This window comes from Flavobacterium sp. R1_16 (assembly GCF_057652095.1).
On the sequence record NZ_JBYFCG010000001.1, the window covers coordinates 950,225 to 969,238 of the forward strand.

Consider the following 19,014-nt stretch of genomic DNA (forward strand, 5'->3'; position numbering starts at 1 on the left):
TAGTAGATTCTTTTTCATTCGATAAAAATAATAAATTAATGGGAAATCACTATCTCAAAAGTGTAAAATGTCCTTTTACTATTTTGTCATTTTCCAGAGTGATAACAAACCAATAATCGGTTGAGGGTAAGTCTTTTGAATTTAATTTTCCGTCCCATCCTCTTTTATTTCCTTTAAATTGGTAGATAAGTTTTCCGTATCTATCAAAAATACTAATCAAAGATTTTGGGTAAAGGTCTATGTTTTTAATAGTCCAAACATCATTGTAACTGTCTCCATTTGGAGTAAAAAATTTAGGATAATTTAGAACATATATTTTCTTGGAGGTTTCACCACAACCATTTTTATCTCTTACTCTAACGGTATATTCTCCAACAGGAACATCATTAAAAAACGGACTATCTTGAAAATAAGCACCATCGATTGAAAATTCGTAATCTCCTGTTCCAGTGTAATATATCGCTACTGAATTTTGACTTTCTTTAAAATCATTGATTTCTACTTCCGTAATTACAGCTTTGCCAGAAGGTACTACTGTAAAGTTTTTTGTTGCTAAACAAGTATTGCTATCAGCGACTGTAACGGAGTAATTTCCGGGTTCTTTAATTTCAGTGTAATAATTTTTATCCCCATTGCTCCAATCATAATTTATAAAATTGGTTGAGACTTGCAATTTTTTGGAACCTCCTTCACACAATTGCACGGTTTCATCACCAAAATTTTTAGGAGAGTTGGAGTTCACAAACAATCGCAAAGGAATAATGCCATAGCAATCGGAACCATTCAGAATTTTGGCATATATGGTCATTTCAAAACGAGTGGTGTTTCTATAGTTATTTGAGAGGATGTTATTTTGCAAAAGGGCATCGTTCAGGGTTTCATAATACTCTACAATAAGTCCTGAAGGCAATCCTGACAGAACTTTAGGGTCTGCTTTACTTAAATCAAAAGTATAAAAACCATCGATCTTGTCATCTAAATCACAACTTTCTAAATCATGAAAACTCGAAACCTTGTTGTTTGAAATTTGTAAAAGTACGTTTGCAACCGCATTACATCCATAGGCATTACTCACGCTGGCATAGATGGTTTTAGGTTTGCTCAGGTAGTTGTTGAAAGATGTAATGGCTTTTGCAGTATTTTGATTTTCGGCATCAGATACATCTTCGTAATAAAGTACATTAGCAGGAGTGCTATTGCCTTTAATAATGTTATCCAGTTTAGACAAATTAAACAAACCATAACCGTCTTTATCTTCATCACATTGTACACTTGTCGTGTTGGTAAGAGTTGGTAGCATTGCATATTCTATGGTGACTTCTCCAATTGCCTTACAGGTTGTTGTGCCTATGGTGATTTCAGTTTTATATTTTCCTGGTTCAGTAACTAAAAATGTAGGGCTAGTTATTCCTGTATCTACATCATCTTTGAACCATTTGTAAGAGTTTGTTCCAGATTCTGTAGCATCAAGAGTATAATTGTTTCCCTCACAGATGGGGTTGTTGGTTGCAAGCAGTCGATTAGGCCCTAAATCCTTTTCAAATTTAAAACTACCTCCACCCAAGAAAATTGCTGAGTCGTATAAATTATTTCCTTGATCGGCTACGACTAATTTTATGTGATAGCGATTACCAGGGATAACAGTAGCTTGCGCTTTCATTACGGCTGTCTGTCCATTGTAATTTGTGGGATGCTCAGTACCATTAAAGCCACCAAAAAAGTTTTCGTTAGCAGCAGGACATACGGTACCCGAACCTCGAACTGTATTCACTTTTACAGGAATATTTGTATTTGGGATTACGGCCAAATTCTCATACTCACTTGAATTTGTGAGGTCTTTCAGCAAAAAAGCAAATCCATCTGTATAATTACATTGGTTGCTGCTTGGATTAGAAAGGTATTGTTCTGAAGCAAAAATATAATCGAAACTTATTTTATTGGTTAGCGGAACAAAATCAAATTCTAAAATGGTGGCATTTATCGTATTATTCACTCCAAGTGCTTGTTGCAAATCATTATCTCCCGCCCATGAAGTGTCGCCTTCACTCAGAATAGAGGTATTAGGACCAGTGGCTGAAACTGCTTTGCCTGTACTCAAAATGATTCCATTTGCAAATGGAAAGTCGTTGTTCGTATTAGAAAAATAGCCGAAACTTTCTTGGCCACCAAAATCTCCTCCCGTTGCAGAAAAGTTAGAAACACTGGCACAAGGACTATTGATTAATACATTTTCAATAAGCTCTTTAGCGGTAAAGTTGTCCGTTACGGTTATATATTGTGCAATAGAATTAGTTGAAATGCAACTAAAAATAAATATAATATAGATGTTTTTGAAAAATGCCATAGTATTCGCAAAGATACTATAAATCTCTTTTTTCAAGTAATTTAAGTGACATTAACATAAAAATAACAGTCCAAGCAATAACTATTAAAATGCTGTACCAATGAACGCCATAATCTTTAAAATGTTCTACTCCCATTTGTGTTCCAATGCTTTGTATGACCGATAATCTTGTGAAGGGTTCTACAATTAGATTAGACATTGATTCTAAAGGAAAAAATTGACAAATAGAATCAGAAATTGTACTATTAGGAAATATTTTAAAGGTGAGAACGCCTTTTGCAATTCCTTCAATAATATTCCACACCATAAGAAATCCTAGAGCAAATGCTGAACGTTTTACTAAAACCCCTAAAAATAAACAAAAAGAGAAAAAGCCCACAAGCTTTACAAAATAAGCTACTAAATATTCCAAATTAGAAAAAATAATGCGCAGTTCTGTGTAGGAAGAAAAACTCAATCCCAAAATTAATGACATCACAAATACAAAAACGGTTGATGCAGTTGCAAAAAGAACTACAGTCAAAAATTTTGAAAGGAGGAACTCTTTTTTGCTCATTCCATCGATGAGATTTTGTTTTAACGTTCCATAACTGTATTCGTTTGCCATCATTGAGACGATGACAATAGCTAAAAATAGTTTTAAAATTGCAGCAATATAGGTGTTAAAATGCCAAATGAATGGGAAATTAAAAATACCCATTTCGGCTAAATGAAATTTGAAAATGCCCAAATCAAACTTGATAGAGGCTATCAAAGCAATAAAAGAAAGTATAATGAAATAGGATAAAGTCAGTACACGACTGGCTTTGTTTTTCCATATTTTTTGTAATTCTATTGAAAGTAATCGTTTCATTATTTTAGAATTTTCGGTATATGTAACAATGAATATTATTTGTTTTTAGTCAGTTCAAGAAACTGTTCTTCTAGGCTATTTTTTCTTTTAACTAAATGATGTAAGACTATTCTTTTTTCAAACAAATAACGGTTTAAATCAGCGGCTTCTAAAGATGATTTGAGACGAACAATTATTTTTCCATTCTCTTCATTTACTTTTTCAACTGCTGGATGGCTATTTAAAATGGTTTTCAGCAAAGAATTATCATCGCATTGCAATTCAAAAAAGCCTTGATTAGCAGTCATTTCATCCACACGACCAGAATATAATATTTCCCCTTTACGCAAAACGAGAACATGGGTACACACTTTTTCCACTTCATCCAGTAAATGGGAGGCAAGTAGGATAGTCGTCCCTTTTGAAGCGATAAGTTTAATAATATCTCTAATTTGATGAATTCCTTGAGGGTCTAATCCATTTGTAGGTTCGTCAAGGATTAAGATTTCAGGGTCGTTCAGTAGGGCTGAGGCAATAGCCAATCGTTGTTTCATGCCAAGTGAAAATGTACTGAACTTGCTGTTCATTCTGTCTAATAAGCCTACTAATTCTAATTTTTCAGCGACCTTACTTGAGTTGATGTCTTTTATTTTACAGACTAATTCTAAGTTTTCTTTCGCAGTCATGTAAGGATAAAAGTTGGGTCGTTCTATTATGGCTCCCACTTTTTTAAGTGCTTCATGTGTGGGTAGAGAACCACCAAACCAGCTGTATTCTCCAGAAGTTTTATTGACCACATTCAAGACAATGCCAAGTGTAGTTGACTTCCCACTTCCATTAGGACCTAAAATACCATACACATTACCCTTGTGTATGTCGAGCGAAACGTTTTTTAGTGCTTGAAGTGCTCCAAAGCGTTTGTTGAGATTTTGTATTGAGAGTATGGTTTCCAACCTGTTCGTTTTTTAATTTTAAATAGGACGAACAAGGTAAGGAATTGTTACCTAAAAAATAAAAAATATATTTTAAACCAAATGATGTCTTTTTTGATAAAAACGAACCAAAGTCTCGTTGTGATATCCTTTAATTCGGGAGTTAGATAAATTTTATGCCCTTTTTCATCATTGGTTAATTCCAAATTGCATTTAGAACATTTATATTCTTTAAAATGATTGGTAATAGTTCTGCTAGTGATGAAACGATGTCCAAAAACGGAACACCAAAGTTTTCCACCAAAAGTGACGTGTTTGTTTTTAGAATCAGACATACTTAGAAAGCTTATATTGAGTGGTAAACCTATTCAATATATTGATAAACAGCAAATTAAATCGATTAAGTACGTGTTTTTTACATAATCATATTAAAATACTTACAAAATAAATAATTTTGTAAAAGATTGTTTTACAATGATTTAGGAAATAGTGGTTTCTTGTCAATAAATAACTATGACTTTTTTTAAAGGATAAAAAAAGCGTTTAGTATTTTCTAAACGCTTGCTTTATTGTCATATTAACTTTTCTGTTCTTTGTTGAAATACACCAAATAATAGTACATCTGTTTTTCCTCATCCCAGCCTTTTTCAACATACTTTTCGGCACTTTCAGGATTGATAAAATCCATTTTTATTTGAATATGTGTATCTAAATTAATCACGTTTTTTATTGACTTTCTAGCATCTGAGACAGCAGCATTAGCTATGGGAAATGTGGTAACATCTTCAATGCTGTATTTTTCGCCTTTATCAACTTTGTAATTTTTAAATTCCGGAATCAAATCAGGGTTATCTAAAACTTCGTTTAGAAAGTTACTTTCTTCAAACTGATCGTTTTTGGCAAAATAATTCACAGAGCGATTCATGAACATGACTTCCTCTTTTTTATCTTCGGCTGGAAAAACAACATCTTTAGCAAATCCTTGACAGAATTTCAAGTATTTTTTGGTGATAAAATTTTCATCCTCAAAGGCATCTACAGAAAGGAAATGTTCCAACCAATATCGTGCATCATAGCGATTACTATCTACTGTGAGAATTTTATAGCCTTCTTCTTTTTTAAAATTAAAAATCAAACAGCCTTTATCTAATTTGTTGAGGTTGATTCCGTGTTGCAGAATCATTTCTAGATTTTTTCCTTTTTCTTCAAACTGAAGAAAATCAGATTGTAATTCACTTTTAAAAATACCAATAGCATCCACCACATTATTATCAATGTTAAGATTTGTGAGATAGGCTATATATACTTCCCCATTTTTAATGTGCGGATGATTGGATTGTTCAAATAGATGTTTGGTGATTTTTTTAGAAACATCGTGCAAACTGCTTGGGTTTTCAAATAGTTCCGAAGCCAATTTGTACATATCGTTATATTCTAAATCTACTTCATGAGCAAATTGGAAATAATTTTCTTCTTTTTCACGAAATGGCTTGAAGAAATATTCTTTTAGTAGAGGTGTAATTTCATCATTTAGAGCATAGGGTTGCTCAGACAAAAAAATAGCTTCGTTACGACTTTTGTTCCCAACACGATGAATAGAAAGTGTTTCAATGTGGGTATTATAGAGGTTTATCATTATGTAGTATAAAATGTTATTTTGTTTGAGAGCTTACTATTGTTTAAAGTTTAAGGTTGTTTAATAGTTTAAGTTTGTTTAGGAATGAGTAAACTTGGTTCCTTTGTAATCTTTTTTATTTAGATATGTGATGAAATTATGGATTTTGATACTTAATTTTTCATATTCTGCAATCAAGATATTTAATTGCGTTTCATTGATGTATTCATTATCGAAAATTCTGTACAGTTGCGAACGAGTTTCTCCTGCAGACCCCTTTGATATAGATAAAAATTGTTTGAATTCACTATTACCGTTTCTCTCAAATCCTTCGGCAATGTTATCCATAACTGAACCTGAAGAGCCTTTAATTTGTTCTTTAAGTTTAAAATCCCTATTTAGTTCGGTGGTTTTGGATATCAAAATAATTTCTTTTGATAGTCTTCTAGCTTCTTGCCAAATTTCTAAATCCTCAAATCTTTTTATTGTAGCCATCAAGTAAACATCTTAAACTATTTAAACTTTTAAACAATATTAAACTCAAAATCTAATTCCAATTTTCTTCAAAACCGTAGTCTTCAAAGTTTTCTCCTCCGTCAAGCATGTCTAAGTCTTCTTCATCAAAATCATCTTCAAAATCACCATAAATATCATCTTTCATATCGGCTTCAAAATCTTTTTCGGGAGCATCCATCGGCATTTCTCCATGAGAAAAGATAGTTTCAGGATAGGTTTCACCAGCAACAATGTCTTCAATAGCGGCAAGTTCTACCAAGAAAGTCCACATGTTTAAGAAATCATATACATAGATAATCTTAGTGTTTTCTTTATTTAAAATTTCGGATAGCTGATAGTCGCTCATTATTTTTTGTTCACCAGGAACATCTCCTGTGTCAAAAAGTGATATTTCATCCTCTTGATTCCATTGATTATCACAGGTGTAGAAGGAAGCAATTTCTAAGCCGTCAAAACCAAAAGCATTTACAATTGCATTGTGTAAATCTTCTAAAGTATCCTCTTCAAGTATAGCAATATCTCGAAAAACATCGTCTTCTGAATCGAGAATTACCCTGAATTTATAAACCATAATCGTTTTGTTTTAAAAGCCCAAAGGTAAAATTTATATTCCGTTTTTGGATAAAAAAGTAATTAACAAAATGAAAAAATAATCTAATTATTTTTTACTCTGATTTGTATTCAACCTTTAAGTTTATGGCTTCTTTTACGATTCGGATAGTGTCGGTTTTTTGTACTATTGTTAAAAATTAAGGCCACAACAAAGAGTATAAGTGCGCCGACCAAAACAGGATACAGTACGTACCAATAACCCAATGCTTTAATTTTTGGAGAGCCTATTATAGCAATCAAAGCAGTAGCTCCACCAGGTGGGTGTAAGGTTTTTGTAATTTGCATTAAAACTATAGAGACGGATACTGATAAAGGGGCTGTTATCCATAAAATATCAGGGACAAATTTGGCAACTGTAACCCCAATAAAAGCAGAAATTAAATGGCCTCCAATTAGATTTCTAGGTTGCGAAAAAGGGCTTTGAATGATACCATATACCAAGACGCTTGAAGCTCCGAATGAGCCAATTAAAAATACAACATCATTATGCAAAAACGTTTTGGACTGCATATAAGCAATAATTCCTATTCCAAAAAAGGCGCCCAAAAATGCCCAAAAATGTTCTTTATAATCTATCAAAGTTTCTTTGTATAGAACGTATCTGGTTTTTCGATATCCTCGTTTTATTTTCTTAATAGGCATAACAATTGAATCTATAGTTTTGGTATGGTTGGACTAAATGAATATACAGTAAAAGGATAAATCAACTTTGCTGTGTATTTGGAGATAAGACAAATAGCAAGCATTGGCAAAAATAAAGTGTAATCATTAATAATTCCGCAGACCAAGAACAGTGCTGTAAATGGAGCGTGAATACTAGCACTTAGCGTGGCGGCCATGCCAATAATTATAAAATTTACAAGTATCAGATGGGTGTTAAAAAAAGTATTCAAAACCATTGCAACTAGTAAACCTAAAAAAGCCCCCATAAATAAACTAGGAGCAAATACGCCTCCGTCACCTCCAGCAGAAAGAGTCACTGAGGTTACTATAGGTTTTAAAAATAAAATCCCAATTAGCGTTAAAGCAAAGGGTATTGTCAATAGATGTTCTTTTGAGGAAAAGATAATAGAATGAATAGCGTGGTAACCATCACCATATAATTCTGGGAATAAGAACAAAAAAATACTCAGTATGGCTGTGCCAATAATAATTTTAGTGTACTGAGTTTTTACTTTTAAAAATAGGCTTTTAAAAAACAAAACACATTTGGTAAGATAAACAGAATGAATTCCTGCTAAAATTCCTAAAAGTAAGAAATACGGAATAGCATAACTATTCCAAATAGAAATTTTTAAAGCAAAAAGAGGCTGTTCGTTTAAAAGAAATAGTAATCCTGAAGAAATAGTGATAGCAGGAATTGTTATGATAAAAAAAGATTGGGTTACTTTTTTTGAGATGACTTCTGCAGCAAATAAAATTCCAGCGATTGGACTGCAAAATAATGCCGCAATTCCACTTGCAACTCCTGCGGATATCAATTCTACTTTATATTTTTTGAATATGTTTTCCTTTTGTTGACACACAGAACCTATGGTGGCTGATGCAACAACTGTAGACACTTCAATACCAGTTGAACCTCCAAAAATAACGGTTAGAAATCCATTAATAAAATGGGAAGGAATTTTATAGGATGGCAAATTTTTTGATTTTGAATTGCTACATTCAAATATTTCTTTAATGCCCTTGTTTTCATTGTTGTTAAAAAGGTAAAGTCGGAGAAAATAAATTACGGATAATCCGACAAAGGGAAAAAGAAGGAAATAAATAAGATGTTTATTTGCCACATCAAAGAAAATATTCTCGTAATATTCCGTCATTCGTTTTAGCGAAATGGCTAAAAATGTTGCTAAAAATCCAATTAAAAGTGAAGCAATAATTAATTTTCGGTAGGTACTAAATTGAATGTTATCTTTAATAGGGAAAGTGAAATTCATTTTTTATACTTTGAAAATCAAAAGTAATTAAAGCATTTCAAAACTTTTCAAAGTTGTTTTAATTTTATGATTGTTTTATAATTAGAAGGCAATTATTTCTTTTCTTCATTGCATAGACCTACAATCTCATGAAAAAGAGTATGGAGGTCGGCAATAGATTGTTTCAATTCATCATCGGATGCTTTAGCAACTACTAATTTATTCAATGCTTCGCTTTTACTTTGCAAGATTTCTAAAGCATTTAATATCGACTTTGTACGGTATTCTTCAGGAATATTTGAGTTGAGCAAATTCTCTGCTTTTTTCATCAGCTCTTCAGAGCGTGTTTTCAATGGCTCCAAATTATTTTCTTCTGTTGGATGAAATGTTAGAGACATGACATTATGAAAAACGTTCATTTCTGGCCATTTTTCAAAAATAGATTGTGCTGTTATAGTATTGATACATAGAACAAACAGTAGTAATGATATCGCTTTTGTGTTCATTTTGATGAAGTTTACTGATTCTTTAAAAAATGTACATAAAAATAATACAATAGATTAAAAAATCAGTAAATAAATCAAAATTTATTTATCGCAAACTTGCTCCTAGTTCAGTAGCTAAGTTTTTCTGCAATTTAGACATCACTTTGTCGATTTGTTCATCAGTCAATGTTTTTGAACTGTCTTGAATAGTAAAGCTTACCGCATAGGATTTTTTGCCTTCGGGTAAGTTTTTACCTTGATATACATCAAAAAGATTGATGTCTTTTAGTAAAGATTTTTCTGTTTGTCGTGCGATTTTATATATAGAATCAAAGGTTACATTTTCGTCAATTAACAAGGCCAAATCCCTTCTCACTTCAGGATACTTTGGAATATCGGCAAACTTTATTTTGTTTGAAATTAGTTTTAAAACCAATGCCCAATTAAAATCGGCATACAATACTTCTTGTTTGATATCAAAGTATTTGAGGATTGATTTTTTAATTGTTCCAAATTCGACTAGGGTTTCTTCGCCAATTCCTATTGCTATTCCCTCAGCAAAAACGTCAGATTCAACAGGTTTTGAGCTACCCTTACTGATGCCTAAACGAGAAAAAATAGCTTCAACATATCCCTTGAACAAGAAGAAATCACTAGGTTTTTCTGGGTTTGTCCAACTTTCAGCAACGCGATTTCCAGAAACAATAAGACTCAGGTGTTTTTGCTCATTATAACCAGAAGAAAAATGATGGTAGGATTTTCCGAATTCAAATAATTTTAAATCAGAGTTTTTCCTGTTACTATTGTAAGAAACTGTTTCTAATCCTGAGAATAACAGTGATTGTCTCATCGCCGATAAATCACTACTCAAAGGATTCAGCATCATTACATTGTGTTCCTTCAACAGTTTCTCAGATAATTCAATGTAGTCTGGTGAGGTCAATGAATTGGACATCATTTCATGAAACCCAAGAGCGTTCAATTGATTGGCAATGATATTTTGTATTTTATAATCTTCAGTTCTGGGCGAATTACAAACCGTCGCATTTAGTTTTTTTGTAAAATTGATATTGTTGTATCCATACACACGAAGTATCTCTTCAATAACGTCAATTTCTCGCTGCACATCCACTCTGTAGGCAGGAACAATAAGTCCTAGACCGGCATCAGTAGAGCTATTTACCTTAATATCAAGTGAGGCTAATATTTTTTTAATAATCTCTTTTGGTAATTCTTGACCTATGAGTTTTGTAGTCTTAGCATAGTTTAGGAAAACTGGGAAATCCTCAATTCGTTTCGGATAAATATCAATAATATCAGAAGTAATTTCTCCACCAGCAACTTCTTGAATTAATAAGGCGGCACGTTTTAATGCATATTCGGTAATAGTTGGGTCGACACCTCTTTCAAATCGGAAGGAAGCATCGGTGCTCAAACCATGTCTTTTTGCTGTTTTTCGGATGCTAACAGGATTAAAATAAGCACTTTCTAAAAAGAGGTTTATTGTATTATCTGTTACTCCTGAATTTTTTCCTCCAAAAACCCCTGCAATACACATAGGCCCTTTGTCATCACATATCATTAAATCTTCCTCGTGTAAGCTACGTTCAATATCATCTAAAGTGGTAAAATTAGTTCCTGCGGGTAATGTTTTAACTGAAATTTTTCCATTAATTGTAGAAGCATCAAAAGCATGAAGAGGTTGTCCTAATTCATGTAAAACGTAGTTAGTAACGTCAACGATGTTATTTTTAGGCGTGAGACCAATAGATTTTAATCGGTTTTGAAGCCAGTCTGGAGAAGGTTTTACTTTTACTCCTGAAATGGTTACACCACAGTATCTTGGCGCTAACTTGGAATTGTCAATTTTAACATCAATTTTTAGTGTTCTTTTGTCTACTCTAAAATTACTTACTGATGGCGTGATTAATTCTACGTTTACACCACTTTGAATCAATCCAGCTCTTAAATCTCTTGCTGTACCCAAATGACTCATGGCATCAGCACGATTGGGTGTTAATCCAATTTCGAATATCTCGTCGTTTTCTATTTTAAAAACTTTGGCTACAGATGTGCCTGGTTTTAAAGAATTGTCTAGAACCATAATTCCCTCGTGGCTGGTTCCCAGACCGAGTTCGTCTTCGGCGCAAATCATTCCGTGGCTTTCTTGATCGCGAATTTTTCCTTTTTTTATTTGAAAAGGAGTTCCATTTTTATCATACAAAGTCGTTCCAATAGTGGCTACAGGAACTTTTTGTCCAGCGGCAACATTGCTTGCACCACACACAATTTGTACGGGAGTACCATCACCTAAATCGACTGTGGTTACTTTCAATCGGTCCGCATTAGGATGCTGTTCGCAGGTTAGCACATGGCCTACAACAATACCTTCTAATCCGCCTTTTACGGATTGGTATTTTTCAACTATTTCTACCTCAAGACCTAAATCGGTAAGCAAGGCTGCCGTTTCATCAGATTTCCAATCGATTTTAATAAATTGTTTTAACCAGTTATAGGAGATACGCATTGTATGAATAAATTTTTATGGCGCAAATATACTAATTGTCTCTTTATGGAAAGTTACTAGAAAGTTTTTTTATCAATAAAAATCTTCATTCGATTGTTAGTTGGTTATACGATAGACATTACAATCGGTAGTGAATTTTTAGCATTGATTACTGTCTAAAATTGTTTGTTCAGGTTGTGATATTCAATTTTTGACATGTACGGAAAGTAAGGTAAAGTTGCTATGAGTTCCTTGGTTTTAGTTTCGTCAACATTTTGAAACAGTAAAACAGCATCTTTTCTTGAAACAGAAATGAAAAAGCTTTCTAAAATGTTTTCTTGTTTCCATCGATTAACAAACTCCATTTCCTTTATGGGTAATTCTGGAGTGCTCTTAATTGTTTCTATTCCGCTGTCTGAAAGTGTGATTAAAACAAGTATTCTGTTCATAGCGTTATGTTTTTTAGAGATTAATATGTGTGTGATTTAATGTTGCTTTACTTTTTTGTCTCGACTAAGATAAAAAATGTTTCTGAAAAAAAAGTGGAAGCAACTGAAAGCCACAAATTAATAGGCACTAACTATTTGTATGTTATTCTTGTTTTTCAAATTCAAAAGGAATTGTCATATCACCTCCAGAAACAATTGCGCTAAAGGTATCGCCATTATTTTTGTATTGAATAACTTTTGGAAATTCGTGGTTTTTGTTTTCAAAGACAAATGAACTATTATCAGCTTTAGCTAATTTGAATAGTGTAGGTTGTTGATCTTCTTTTTCTTTAACAGCAAACAGCCATGTGTTTTTTGTTTTGGTTAGGGTAACAGTTTCTTTCCAAACAGTATCCCTGTTTAGTAAGGTATAGCTTACTCCCAGATATTCGGTGTTGCTTTTCTTAGTCCAATTTTCAAAAGTTTTCTTAGAATCCTTGTCGTTTTTTCTATTCCATTTTCCTACGAGCCAATCAAATTGAGTTTTATTTGATTCAGAATTATTTTCAGTTTCGGTTTTCTTGCAAGACAAGCAAATTGTAATAGCGAAAAATAGGATTAGTTGTTTCATAGTGTTTTTTTAGTTTAACTTGCAACGAGTGGCTTACTAGTTCTAAATTAGGCACTGATCAAATAGCGTATTAATTGCTAAGATAAAAATTTCTAATAGAACTTGAAATTAAGAAAATCTTGCTCTAGTACGAGCTATTAGGTTAAAGATTATGGACACGGATTGCAAATAGTTAGCGGTTTGTTTTTACTTTTGTGTTGGCTGATAGTAAAGAACGATTGCCCCTGAATTAAAGTTTTTTGTTTTTAACAGTCTAAAAATTATTCTGTCGTTTATTTTGTCAAATAACTTTAGACCTTTTCCTTCTATCATTGGGTGAATACAAAGTTGAAACTCATCAATCAAGTTATGATTTAGTAGTTGGATAATTAAACTTCGACTACCAATTAAAATATCCTTGCCCGATTGTTGTTTGAGTTCTAAAATTTCGTTTTCAATATCATTTGTTACTAGTTGGGCGCTATCCCATCCTGTGTTTTTGAGAGTTTTAGAGAAAACAGTTTTGGGTATTTTGTCGATAGCTATTGCAAAGTCGTCCATTGATTTTTCTCCTGATGGATTTTTTAGCAGTGTTTGCCAGAATTGCATAAGTTGGTAGGTTATTCGTCCATATAGTATGACTCCAGCGCTGTCCAATAGTTCGGTGTAATGTTGATGCAAATCTTGGTCGGGTATGCCAGCTGTATGGTCACAAACTCCATCGAGTGTCATATTAATTGCTGCAATTACTTTTCTCATGTTTATTGTGTTTTGAGATGGGTAGTAGCGGTCATTTTTTTATTTTAGTGTTCCAAATTTTAGATTTTTATAATCAATAATTACAGTTTGATTAATAAAAAATAAAGGTCCAATAAGTCCAATAATTTTTTCTTCTTTATTGAATTGCACATCATCGTCCGAGTTGGTGAATTGTGCGGTAGTAATTGACATTTTTTTGTTCTTAATGAAAATAGGTGCTACTAAGTTTTTTTGATAAATGATGTAATTCTGACCCCAAGATTTTCCTGATAACAACTCAATTGCGGATTCATTTGGGTTTGTAAATGAATTAATAGTTTCTTTATCTAATAATAAATCACCCAAGCAATTTCCTGTATCGAAAATCACATATTCTGTTTTATTACCCATTGTTAGAGGAATTTTTATTCTTCCTTTCCGCATTAAAACGTCTACAAAGTCAGCTTTTTTATACTGATTTGGGAGTTCGTCATAAATTCGCATTTTTTGGTTAGGGAAATCAATTACTAAATATTTGTTTTGAAAAAAATCGGGAGCAATAGTTCCAATAAGCTGTTGCGATAAAGAATGAATAGAATCTTTAGGTATTTCATCTCCATAGTCATAAATGTAAGCGACATCCGTTTTTGGAAAATCTTTTTGGTCGATTTTTAAATTGATATTCCTAATAAAGTTTCCTTTGTGTCCGTTGAGATAGTAAGGTTCCCCTAAACTATCCAATTTTTGATGGATAGCGTTGATTGAATAGTTTTTCAAGGAATTTCCGTATAAAACGGTTCGGGTGGCGCCTAAATCAAATTGACCACAAAAAGGATAGGGCAGATTTTCTATTTTTAATGGCAGACTTATGGCTACTTTATCATAATACTTGCCAAATATAGTTTCTCCATGCCAATCAAAATGGATCCATTCTGATTTTTGACCAAAGGATAAGCTTGTAAGAAGTAAAAAGAGAAGGATTAATTTTTTTTGTTTCATAACTATGCTTTTCATTTGAAGTTGCTATTAACCTAAAAAATTGTTGCTATCGATATGATGTAGCAAATTGCGAACAGATTACTAAGATAAAAATTATTGTGAAAATAGAGTATAAGTCAAGAAAATCAAGCCTATTCATGAAACAGCTATGCTAGGAGCAACTTGGTGTATTTTCATAAATATAAAGATTCCTTTTTTAAAACAGAGTTAGGTTTAGTTGGAAATTTTAAATTCTAATCCAATATTGCGAATGCTTTCTATAGTAATTTGTGAATCGTCTTTGAAATATTTTCGCAATCGGCTGATGAAAACATCCATGCTTCGCCCGGAAAAGAAATCGTCATTGCCCCAAACTGCGTGCAAGATGTCGGTGCGTTTTAGGATTTGGTTTTTATGTTGGAGTAAAAACAGGATTAGGGCTACTTCTTTTTCTGTCAGTTGGCGAATGTTATTCTCGTGAAGCAACTGAAACCGACTCTGGTCTAAAATATAATTGCCTATTTGGAGATTTTCTTTTGCAAAAGATGTTGTTGTTTTTTGTTCGCTTCTTTTTAGGATATTGTTCAGTCGCAAAACGAGTTCGTCAGCCTCGAATGGTTTTACAATATAATCGTCGGCACCCAGTTGCAAGCCTTTTATTTTGTCGTCTTTTAATTTTCGGGCGGTGAGAAAAACAAAGGGAATTTCAGGATTGATAGTTACGATTTTTTCGGCTAGGGTAAACCCGTCCATTTTGGGCATCATGACATCAAGCATACAAATATGAAAGGGAGTTTGTTGGAACAACATCAGGGCTTCTTCACCATCTTTTGCCCAAGTTACGGCATACTGATGCAATTCTAAATACTGTTTTAGCACATTGGCAAAATCAAAATCGTCTTCGGCTAATAGAATTTTTTTCATAGCGATTAGGCTGAAGGAATCCTAATGGTAAACGAAGCTCCTTTTCCTAAATCGCTTACGACTTGTATCGTTCCTTGGTGCGCTTTTATAATTTGGTCTACATAGTACAGTCCAAGTCCAAGCCCTTTGGTATTGTGCAAATTGCCCTGTTCTACCCGGTAGAATTTTTCAAAAAGTAGGGATTGTTTGTTTTTTGGAATTCCAATTCCATCGTCTTTAATGCTAATAGTAAAAACACCATTTTCAACCGAAGTAATAATAGTTATATTTTGGCAACCGTATTTCACAGCATTTTCTAAAACATTATTCAAAGCGGTCGTTAAATGAAATTTGTCTAATGACAAAGTCGTTTCTTGAGTGTTGTAATTGGATTCAATGACCACATTTGGGAAAGCAATATGGAAATCGGAAATAATAGTTTGCAATAACAACTTGATTTTAACGGTTTCTTTTTGAAGTTCAATTTCTTCAAAGCCCAATGAATTGGTCATGACCTGATCGATGATATTTTGTAAACGACTATTTTGACGCCTTATAGTTTCTATGAGCGAGTTAAAAACGGTATCATTTTCTTTGACTTCTTTGCGTTCTAATATTTTTGTGGTAACCGATAAAGTGGTAAGCGGTGTTTTTAGTTCGTGAGTAATATTATTGATAAAATCGGTTTTGACATCGCTCACTTTCTTTTGTTGAATCAAGGCTTTGATGGCAATGACAAAAAGAGAAATTAAAATCAGCATCGAAAGAACGGCTAGAATAAAGATGGTCGCCATGCGTTTTAAAATAATTTTTTCCCAATTTTTTACAGAAACAAATAAAGTGTCTTCGGTCAGTAATTTGTAATTCGAATCTTTAAATCCTGTAGTAGTTCCAACATAATTTCTAACAGAAAAAGCATGGTCTAAGGAAGTTAAGTTTCCGTACACAGCATTTTCGATAACTGGTTTTTCAGAGAATAGGGTATCGGTTTTTTGAGAGCTATCATAAATAATGAACTTATTTAGGATAACAGCAAAATCAATTTCATTTTTTTGAAACTCACGTTCCATTTGTTTTCGCAATTGCTCGGTTAGGATTCCTCGGTATTCATTTGCTAATAATTCTCTTTTGAAACGAGATTTAAACTTTCGGTTATCAATGTAATTTTGAGCCAAACGCTTGTAGAGGATGTCTTTTTTATTGAAAATCGTTGAATCAATAGTAGTGAAATCGTTAGTTATTTTGGCTATTTTTTCTTTTACTTCAGCATGAAATTGTTCTACCTTATAATCGTAAGTGGTTTTGACCAAATAGTATTGTATGGCAGAAAGCCCTATCAACACTAAGGTAGAAAACCCGATTAAAAGATTAATTTTTTGTTTCATCAATGTGATTTCAGTCTGTCAAAATTAAGGTATTTATTGGTAAATGCTGTTTTTAACCTTGCATTAACCTCCAATTAACTTTCGGTAAGCATAAAATAAGTCACTTTTGTTCCAAAATTAATTTTATGCAAAAAGGGATTTTCTGTATTGTATTTTTCATTAGCCAATTAATGCTCGCTCAAGAAAAACAAGAAACCTTAGACGAGGTTAAAATTGTAAAAGAAACAAAAACGTTTACTATTAAAAATGGTAACATTAAAGTGGATGTTTCTAATTCTATTTATAATTCAGTTCCTAATACGATGGATTTACTCGCCAAACTCCCGAAAATTCAAGTGAGTCCAGACAAAGAAACGATTACGGTCATCGGAAAAGGAAATCCGTTACTTTATATAGACAATCAAAAAGTGGAAATCAATGATTTGAATTCTCTAGCGGTTGATGATATCAAAACCATTGAAATTATCAACAATCCTTCCTCTAAATATGAGGCTGAAGGTCGAGTTGTAATTTTAATCACCAGAAAGTTAAGCAAGAAAGAAGGTTTTAAAGTGGATGTTACCGAAAATGCTTCGTTCAAGACCTACTTTAATAATTACTTCGGAATCAATTCTAGTGTAAAAAAGAATAAGCTGGAGTTTAAAGCTAATTTCAATTACAATCAAATTAAGGTTTGGGAAAGCAATGGCAATAATTTCACGATTCCCGACTATGCTATTATTTCAAATTATCTGGTCACGGCTGTTACCAAAAGACCACAGTTTGTCTTTGGCGGCGGACTTTTTTACAAAATAAATGAAGACGATTATTTCTCGGTGAATTGTAGTCGAAGAGTACAAAAAGATATTTTTGATATTGTGACCGATACTTATAATGAGGAACAGTCTGACAGTAATTTCATTAACACCTTGAATGCAAATGATGAAAACAGAAATTTTACTAACGGATTTTTAAATTACAATCATAAAATAAAAAGCATTGATGGACAGCTGTTTTCTGGTTTTCAGTATTCCAACTTTAATCAACAAATTGCGAGCGTAATTTCTAACAATTATAATGACACGAGTTTTGAATGGTCTCAAAATAGAAATCAGAAAATTGACATCGAAGTGTATTCAGGGCGCGCCGATTTTGAAAAAGAATTTAAAAATAAAATGAAGTTCGAACTTGGAGTACTTTATCTTCAAGCGAATTCTAAAACCGATTTTAATATAGAAACTATAAACCCGAGTGCGATAACACTTTCAGATTACAACTATAAGGAAACCAATATTGCGGGGTACTCCAATCTTTCGGGAAGTTTCAAAAAAGTAAATTATTCCTTTGGGTTAAGAGCAGAAAACACTATTGCTAAAGGCAAAAACTCATCAGATAGTAGTTTGCTAATCAACAAAAATTACATCAATCTTTTCCCTAAAACGGAAATAGAAATTTCAATAGATAGCACCAACATTGTTACTTTTAATTATGCTAAAAGTATTTCGAGACCTAATTTTTCGGCTACAAGTCAGGTTTCAGCTTATATCAATCCGTATTTTGTTTGGTCAAATAATATCAATTTAAACCCAACCATTACCGATGCTGTTTCATTAGGATACCAATACAAAGACAAATCAGTTACATTGAATTATACTACTATTAAAAATCCTGTGTATTACGCAACGTCTTATGATGAAGCGCAACATTTGCTCACTTTTCAAACCGCAAATTTTGAAAAAGAATCGGGTTATAATGTAGAATTGGTACTTCCGTTTCAGCATAAATTTTGGACGACAACAAATACCTTAAGCTGTATTTTAAATAAAATTGAAGATAAGCAATCAGTAGTAAATGCATCCAAACCGTATTTGTATTATTATTCCAATCATATTTTTAAACTTCCAAAAGAAATAGAATTATCGCTCACAGGCTGGGGTTTAACCAATAGGGAAGAAGGCATTTTTGAAAGAAATGGTTTTTTTACAGTAGATTTGGCCATATCCAAAACTTTTTTAAAACATTTTGATTGCACCATAAGTTACAATGATATTTTCAGACGAGTAAAATACTATGAAAATTTTACCATCAATAAGGTTTCGGCAAAAGAAGTGTATTATACCGATTCGAATATGATTTCCTTCTCCATAAAATATTCCTTCGGGAAAATAAAAAATCAAGAATATAAGGAGAAAAGTATTGACGAAAATTCTGGGAGAATTAGATAACCTCTTGATA

Annotated in this window: 18 protein-coding genes; 1 reads left to right on the plus strand and 17 read right to left on the minus strand. The window is 32.7% G+C overall.

Features of this window, described 5'->3' with window-relative positions:
* Positions 1–49 precede the first annotated feature (49 nt).
* The 17 genes from AC23L6_RS04130 to AC23L6_RS04210 form a co-directional block, all read right to left on the minus strand.
* Complete coding sequence (locus AC23L6_RS04130; protein ID WP_487570227.1) at positions 50–2,380, minus strand: T9SS type B sorting domain-containing protein; 2,331 nt, start codon at positions 2,378–2,380, stop codon at positions 50–52.
* The gene (locus AC23L6_RS04135) at positions 2,361–3,197 is read right to left on the minus strand and encodes an ABC transporter permease (protein ID WP_487562181.1); all 837 of its coding nucleotides are present in this window, start codon (positions 3,195–3,197) and stop codon (positions 2,361–2,363) included. The genes AC23L6_RS04130 and AC23L6_RS04135 overlap by 20 nt, the downstream gene beginning before the upstream one ends.
* A 35-nt stretch (positions 3,198–3,232) precedes the next feature.
* Positions 3,233–4,129, minus strand: a complete 897-nt coding sequence (locus AC23L6_RS04140; RefSeq protein WP_487562180.1) for an ABC transporter ATP-binding protein — start codon at positions 4,127–4,129, stop codon at positions 3,233–3,235.
* Between the two features lie 47 nt (positions 4,130–4,176).
* Positions 4,177–4,443, minus strand: coding sequence for a DUF1660 family phage protein (locus tag AC23L6_RS04145; protein ID WP_487562179.1), 267 nt, complete (start codon positions 4,441–4,443; stop codon positions 4,177–4,179).
* A 242-nt stretch (positions 4,444–4,685) separates the two neighbouring features.
* A complete protein-coding gene (locus tag AC23L6_RS04150) occupies positions 4,686–5,744 on the minus strand; it encodes a nucleoid-associated protein (protein ID WP_487562178.1) in 1,059 nt (352 codons plus the stop codon).
* Between the two features lie 78 nt (positions 5,745–5,822).
* On the minus strand, positions 5,823–6,218 hold the full coding sequence (locus AC23L6_RS04155; RefSeq protein WP_487562177.1) for a four helix bundle protein: 396 nt from the start codon (positions 6,216–6,218) through the stop codon (positions 5,823–5,825).
* 52 nt (positions 6,219–6,270) lie between these two features.
* Positions 6,271–6,810 (minus strand): IS1096 element passenger TnpR family protein, encoded by a 540-nt coding sequence (locus AC23L6_RS04160; protein ID WP_487562176.1) that lies wholly within the window; start codon positions 6,808–6,810, stop codon positions 6,271–6,273.
* A gap of 110 nt (positions 6,811–6,920) precedes the next feature.
* Positions 6,921–7,493 carry an HPP family protein gene (locus AC23L6_RS04165; RefSeq protein ID WP_487562174.1) on the minus strand — a complete coding sequence of 191 codons (573 nt, stop codon included), beginning with the start codon at positions 7,491–7,493 and terminating at the stop codon, positions 6,921–6,923.
* Positions 7,494–7,504: 11 nt separating this feature from the next.
* Positions 7,505–8,788 (minus strand): chloride channel protein, encoded by a 1,284-nt coding sequence (locus tag AC23L6_RS04170; protein WP_487562173.1) that lies wholly within the window; start codon positions 8,786–8,788, stop codon positions 7,505–7,507.
* 92 nt (positions 8,789–8,880) lie between these two features.
* Positions 8,881–9,273: a hypothetical protein gene (locus tag AC23L6_RS04175; RefSeq protein WP_487562172.1), complete on the minus strand. Its 393-nt coding sequence runs from the start codon at positions 9,271–9,273 to the stop codon at positions 8,881–8,883.
* An 85-nt stretch (positions 9,274–9,358) separates the two neighbouring features.
* Positions 9,359–11,779, minus strand: coding sequence for a phenylalanine--tRNA ligase subunit beta (gene pheT / locus AC23L6_RS04180; RefSeq protein ID WP_487562171.1), 2,421 nt, complete (start codon positions 11,777–11,779; stop codon positions 9,359–9,361).
* 155 nt (positions 11,780–11,934) lie between these two features.
* On the minus strand, positions 11,935–12,207 hold the full coding sequence (locus AC23L6_RS04185; RefSeq protein ID WP_487562170.1) for a hypothetical protein: 273 nt from the start codon (positions 12,205–12,207) through the stop codon (positions 11,935–11,937).
* 142 nt (positions 12,208–12,349) lie between these two features.
* Entirely contained in the window at positions 12,350–12,817 is a 468-nt protein-coding gene (locus AC23L6_RS04190; RefSeq protein ID WP_487562169.1) for a DUF6265 family protein, read from the minus strand.
* Positions 12,818–13,003: 186 nt separating this feature from the next.
* Complete coding sequence (locus tag AC23L6_RS04195; protein ID WP_487562168.1) at positions 13,004–13,555, minus strand: dihydrofolate reductase family protein; 552 nt, start codon at positions 13,553–13,555, stop codon at positions 13,004–13,006.
* A gap of 39 nt (positions 13,556–13,594) precedes the next feature.
* Complete coding sequence (locus tag AC23L6_RS04200) at positions 13,595–14,533, minus strand: hypothetical protein (protein ID WP_487562166.1); 939 nt, start codon at positions 14,531–14,533, stop codon at positions 13,595–13,597.
* Positions 14,534–14,746: 213 nt separating this feature from the next.
* Positions 14,747–15,436: a response regulator transcription factor gene (locus tag AC23L6_RS04205; RefSeq protein WP_487562165.1), complete on the minus strand. Its 690-nt coding sequence runs from the start codon at positions 15,434–15,436 to the stop codon at positions 14,747–14,749.
* A gap of 5 nt (positions 15,437–15,441) precedes the next feature.
* Positions 15,442–16,800 (minus strand): sensor histidine kinase, encoded by a 1,359-nt coding sequence (locus tag AC23L6_RS04210; RefSeq protein WP_487562164.1) that lies wholly within the window; start codon positions 16,798–16,800, stop codon positions 15,442–15,444.
* A 125-nt stretch (positions 16,801–16,925) separates the two neighbouring features.
* Between AC23L6_RS04210 and AC23L6_RS04215 the strand changes: the two genes are divergently transcribed.
* Positions 16,926–19,004 (plus strand): outer membrane beta-barrel protein, encoded by a 2,079-nt coding sequence (locus tag AC23L6_RS04215; protein ID WP_487562162.1) that lies wholly within the window; start codon positions 16,926–16,928, stop codon positions 19,002–19,004.
* The last annotated feature ends 10 nt before the right edge of the window (positions 19,005–19,014 follow it).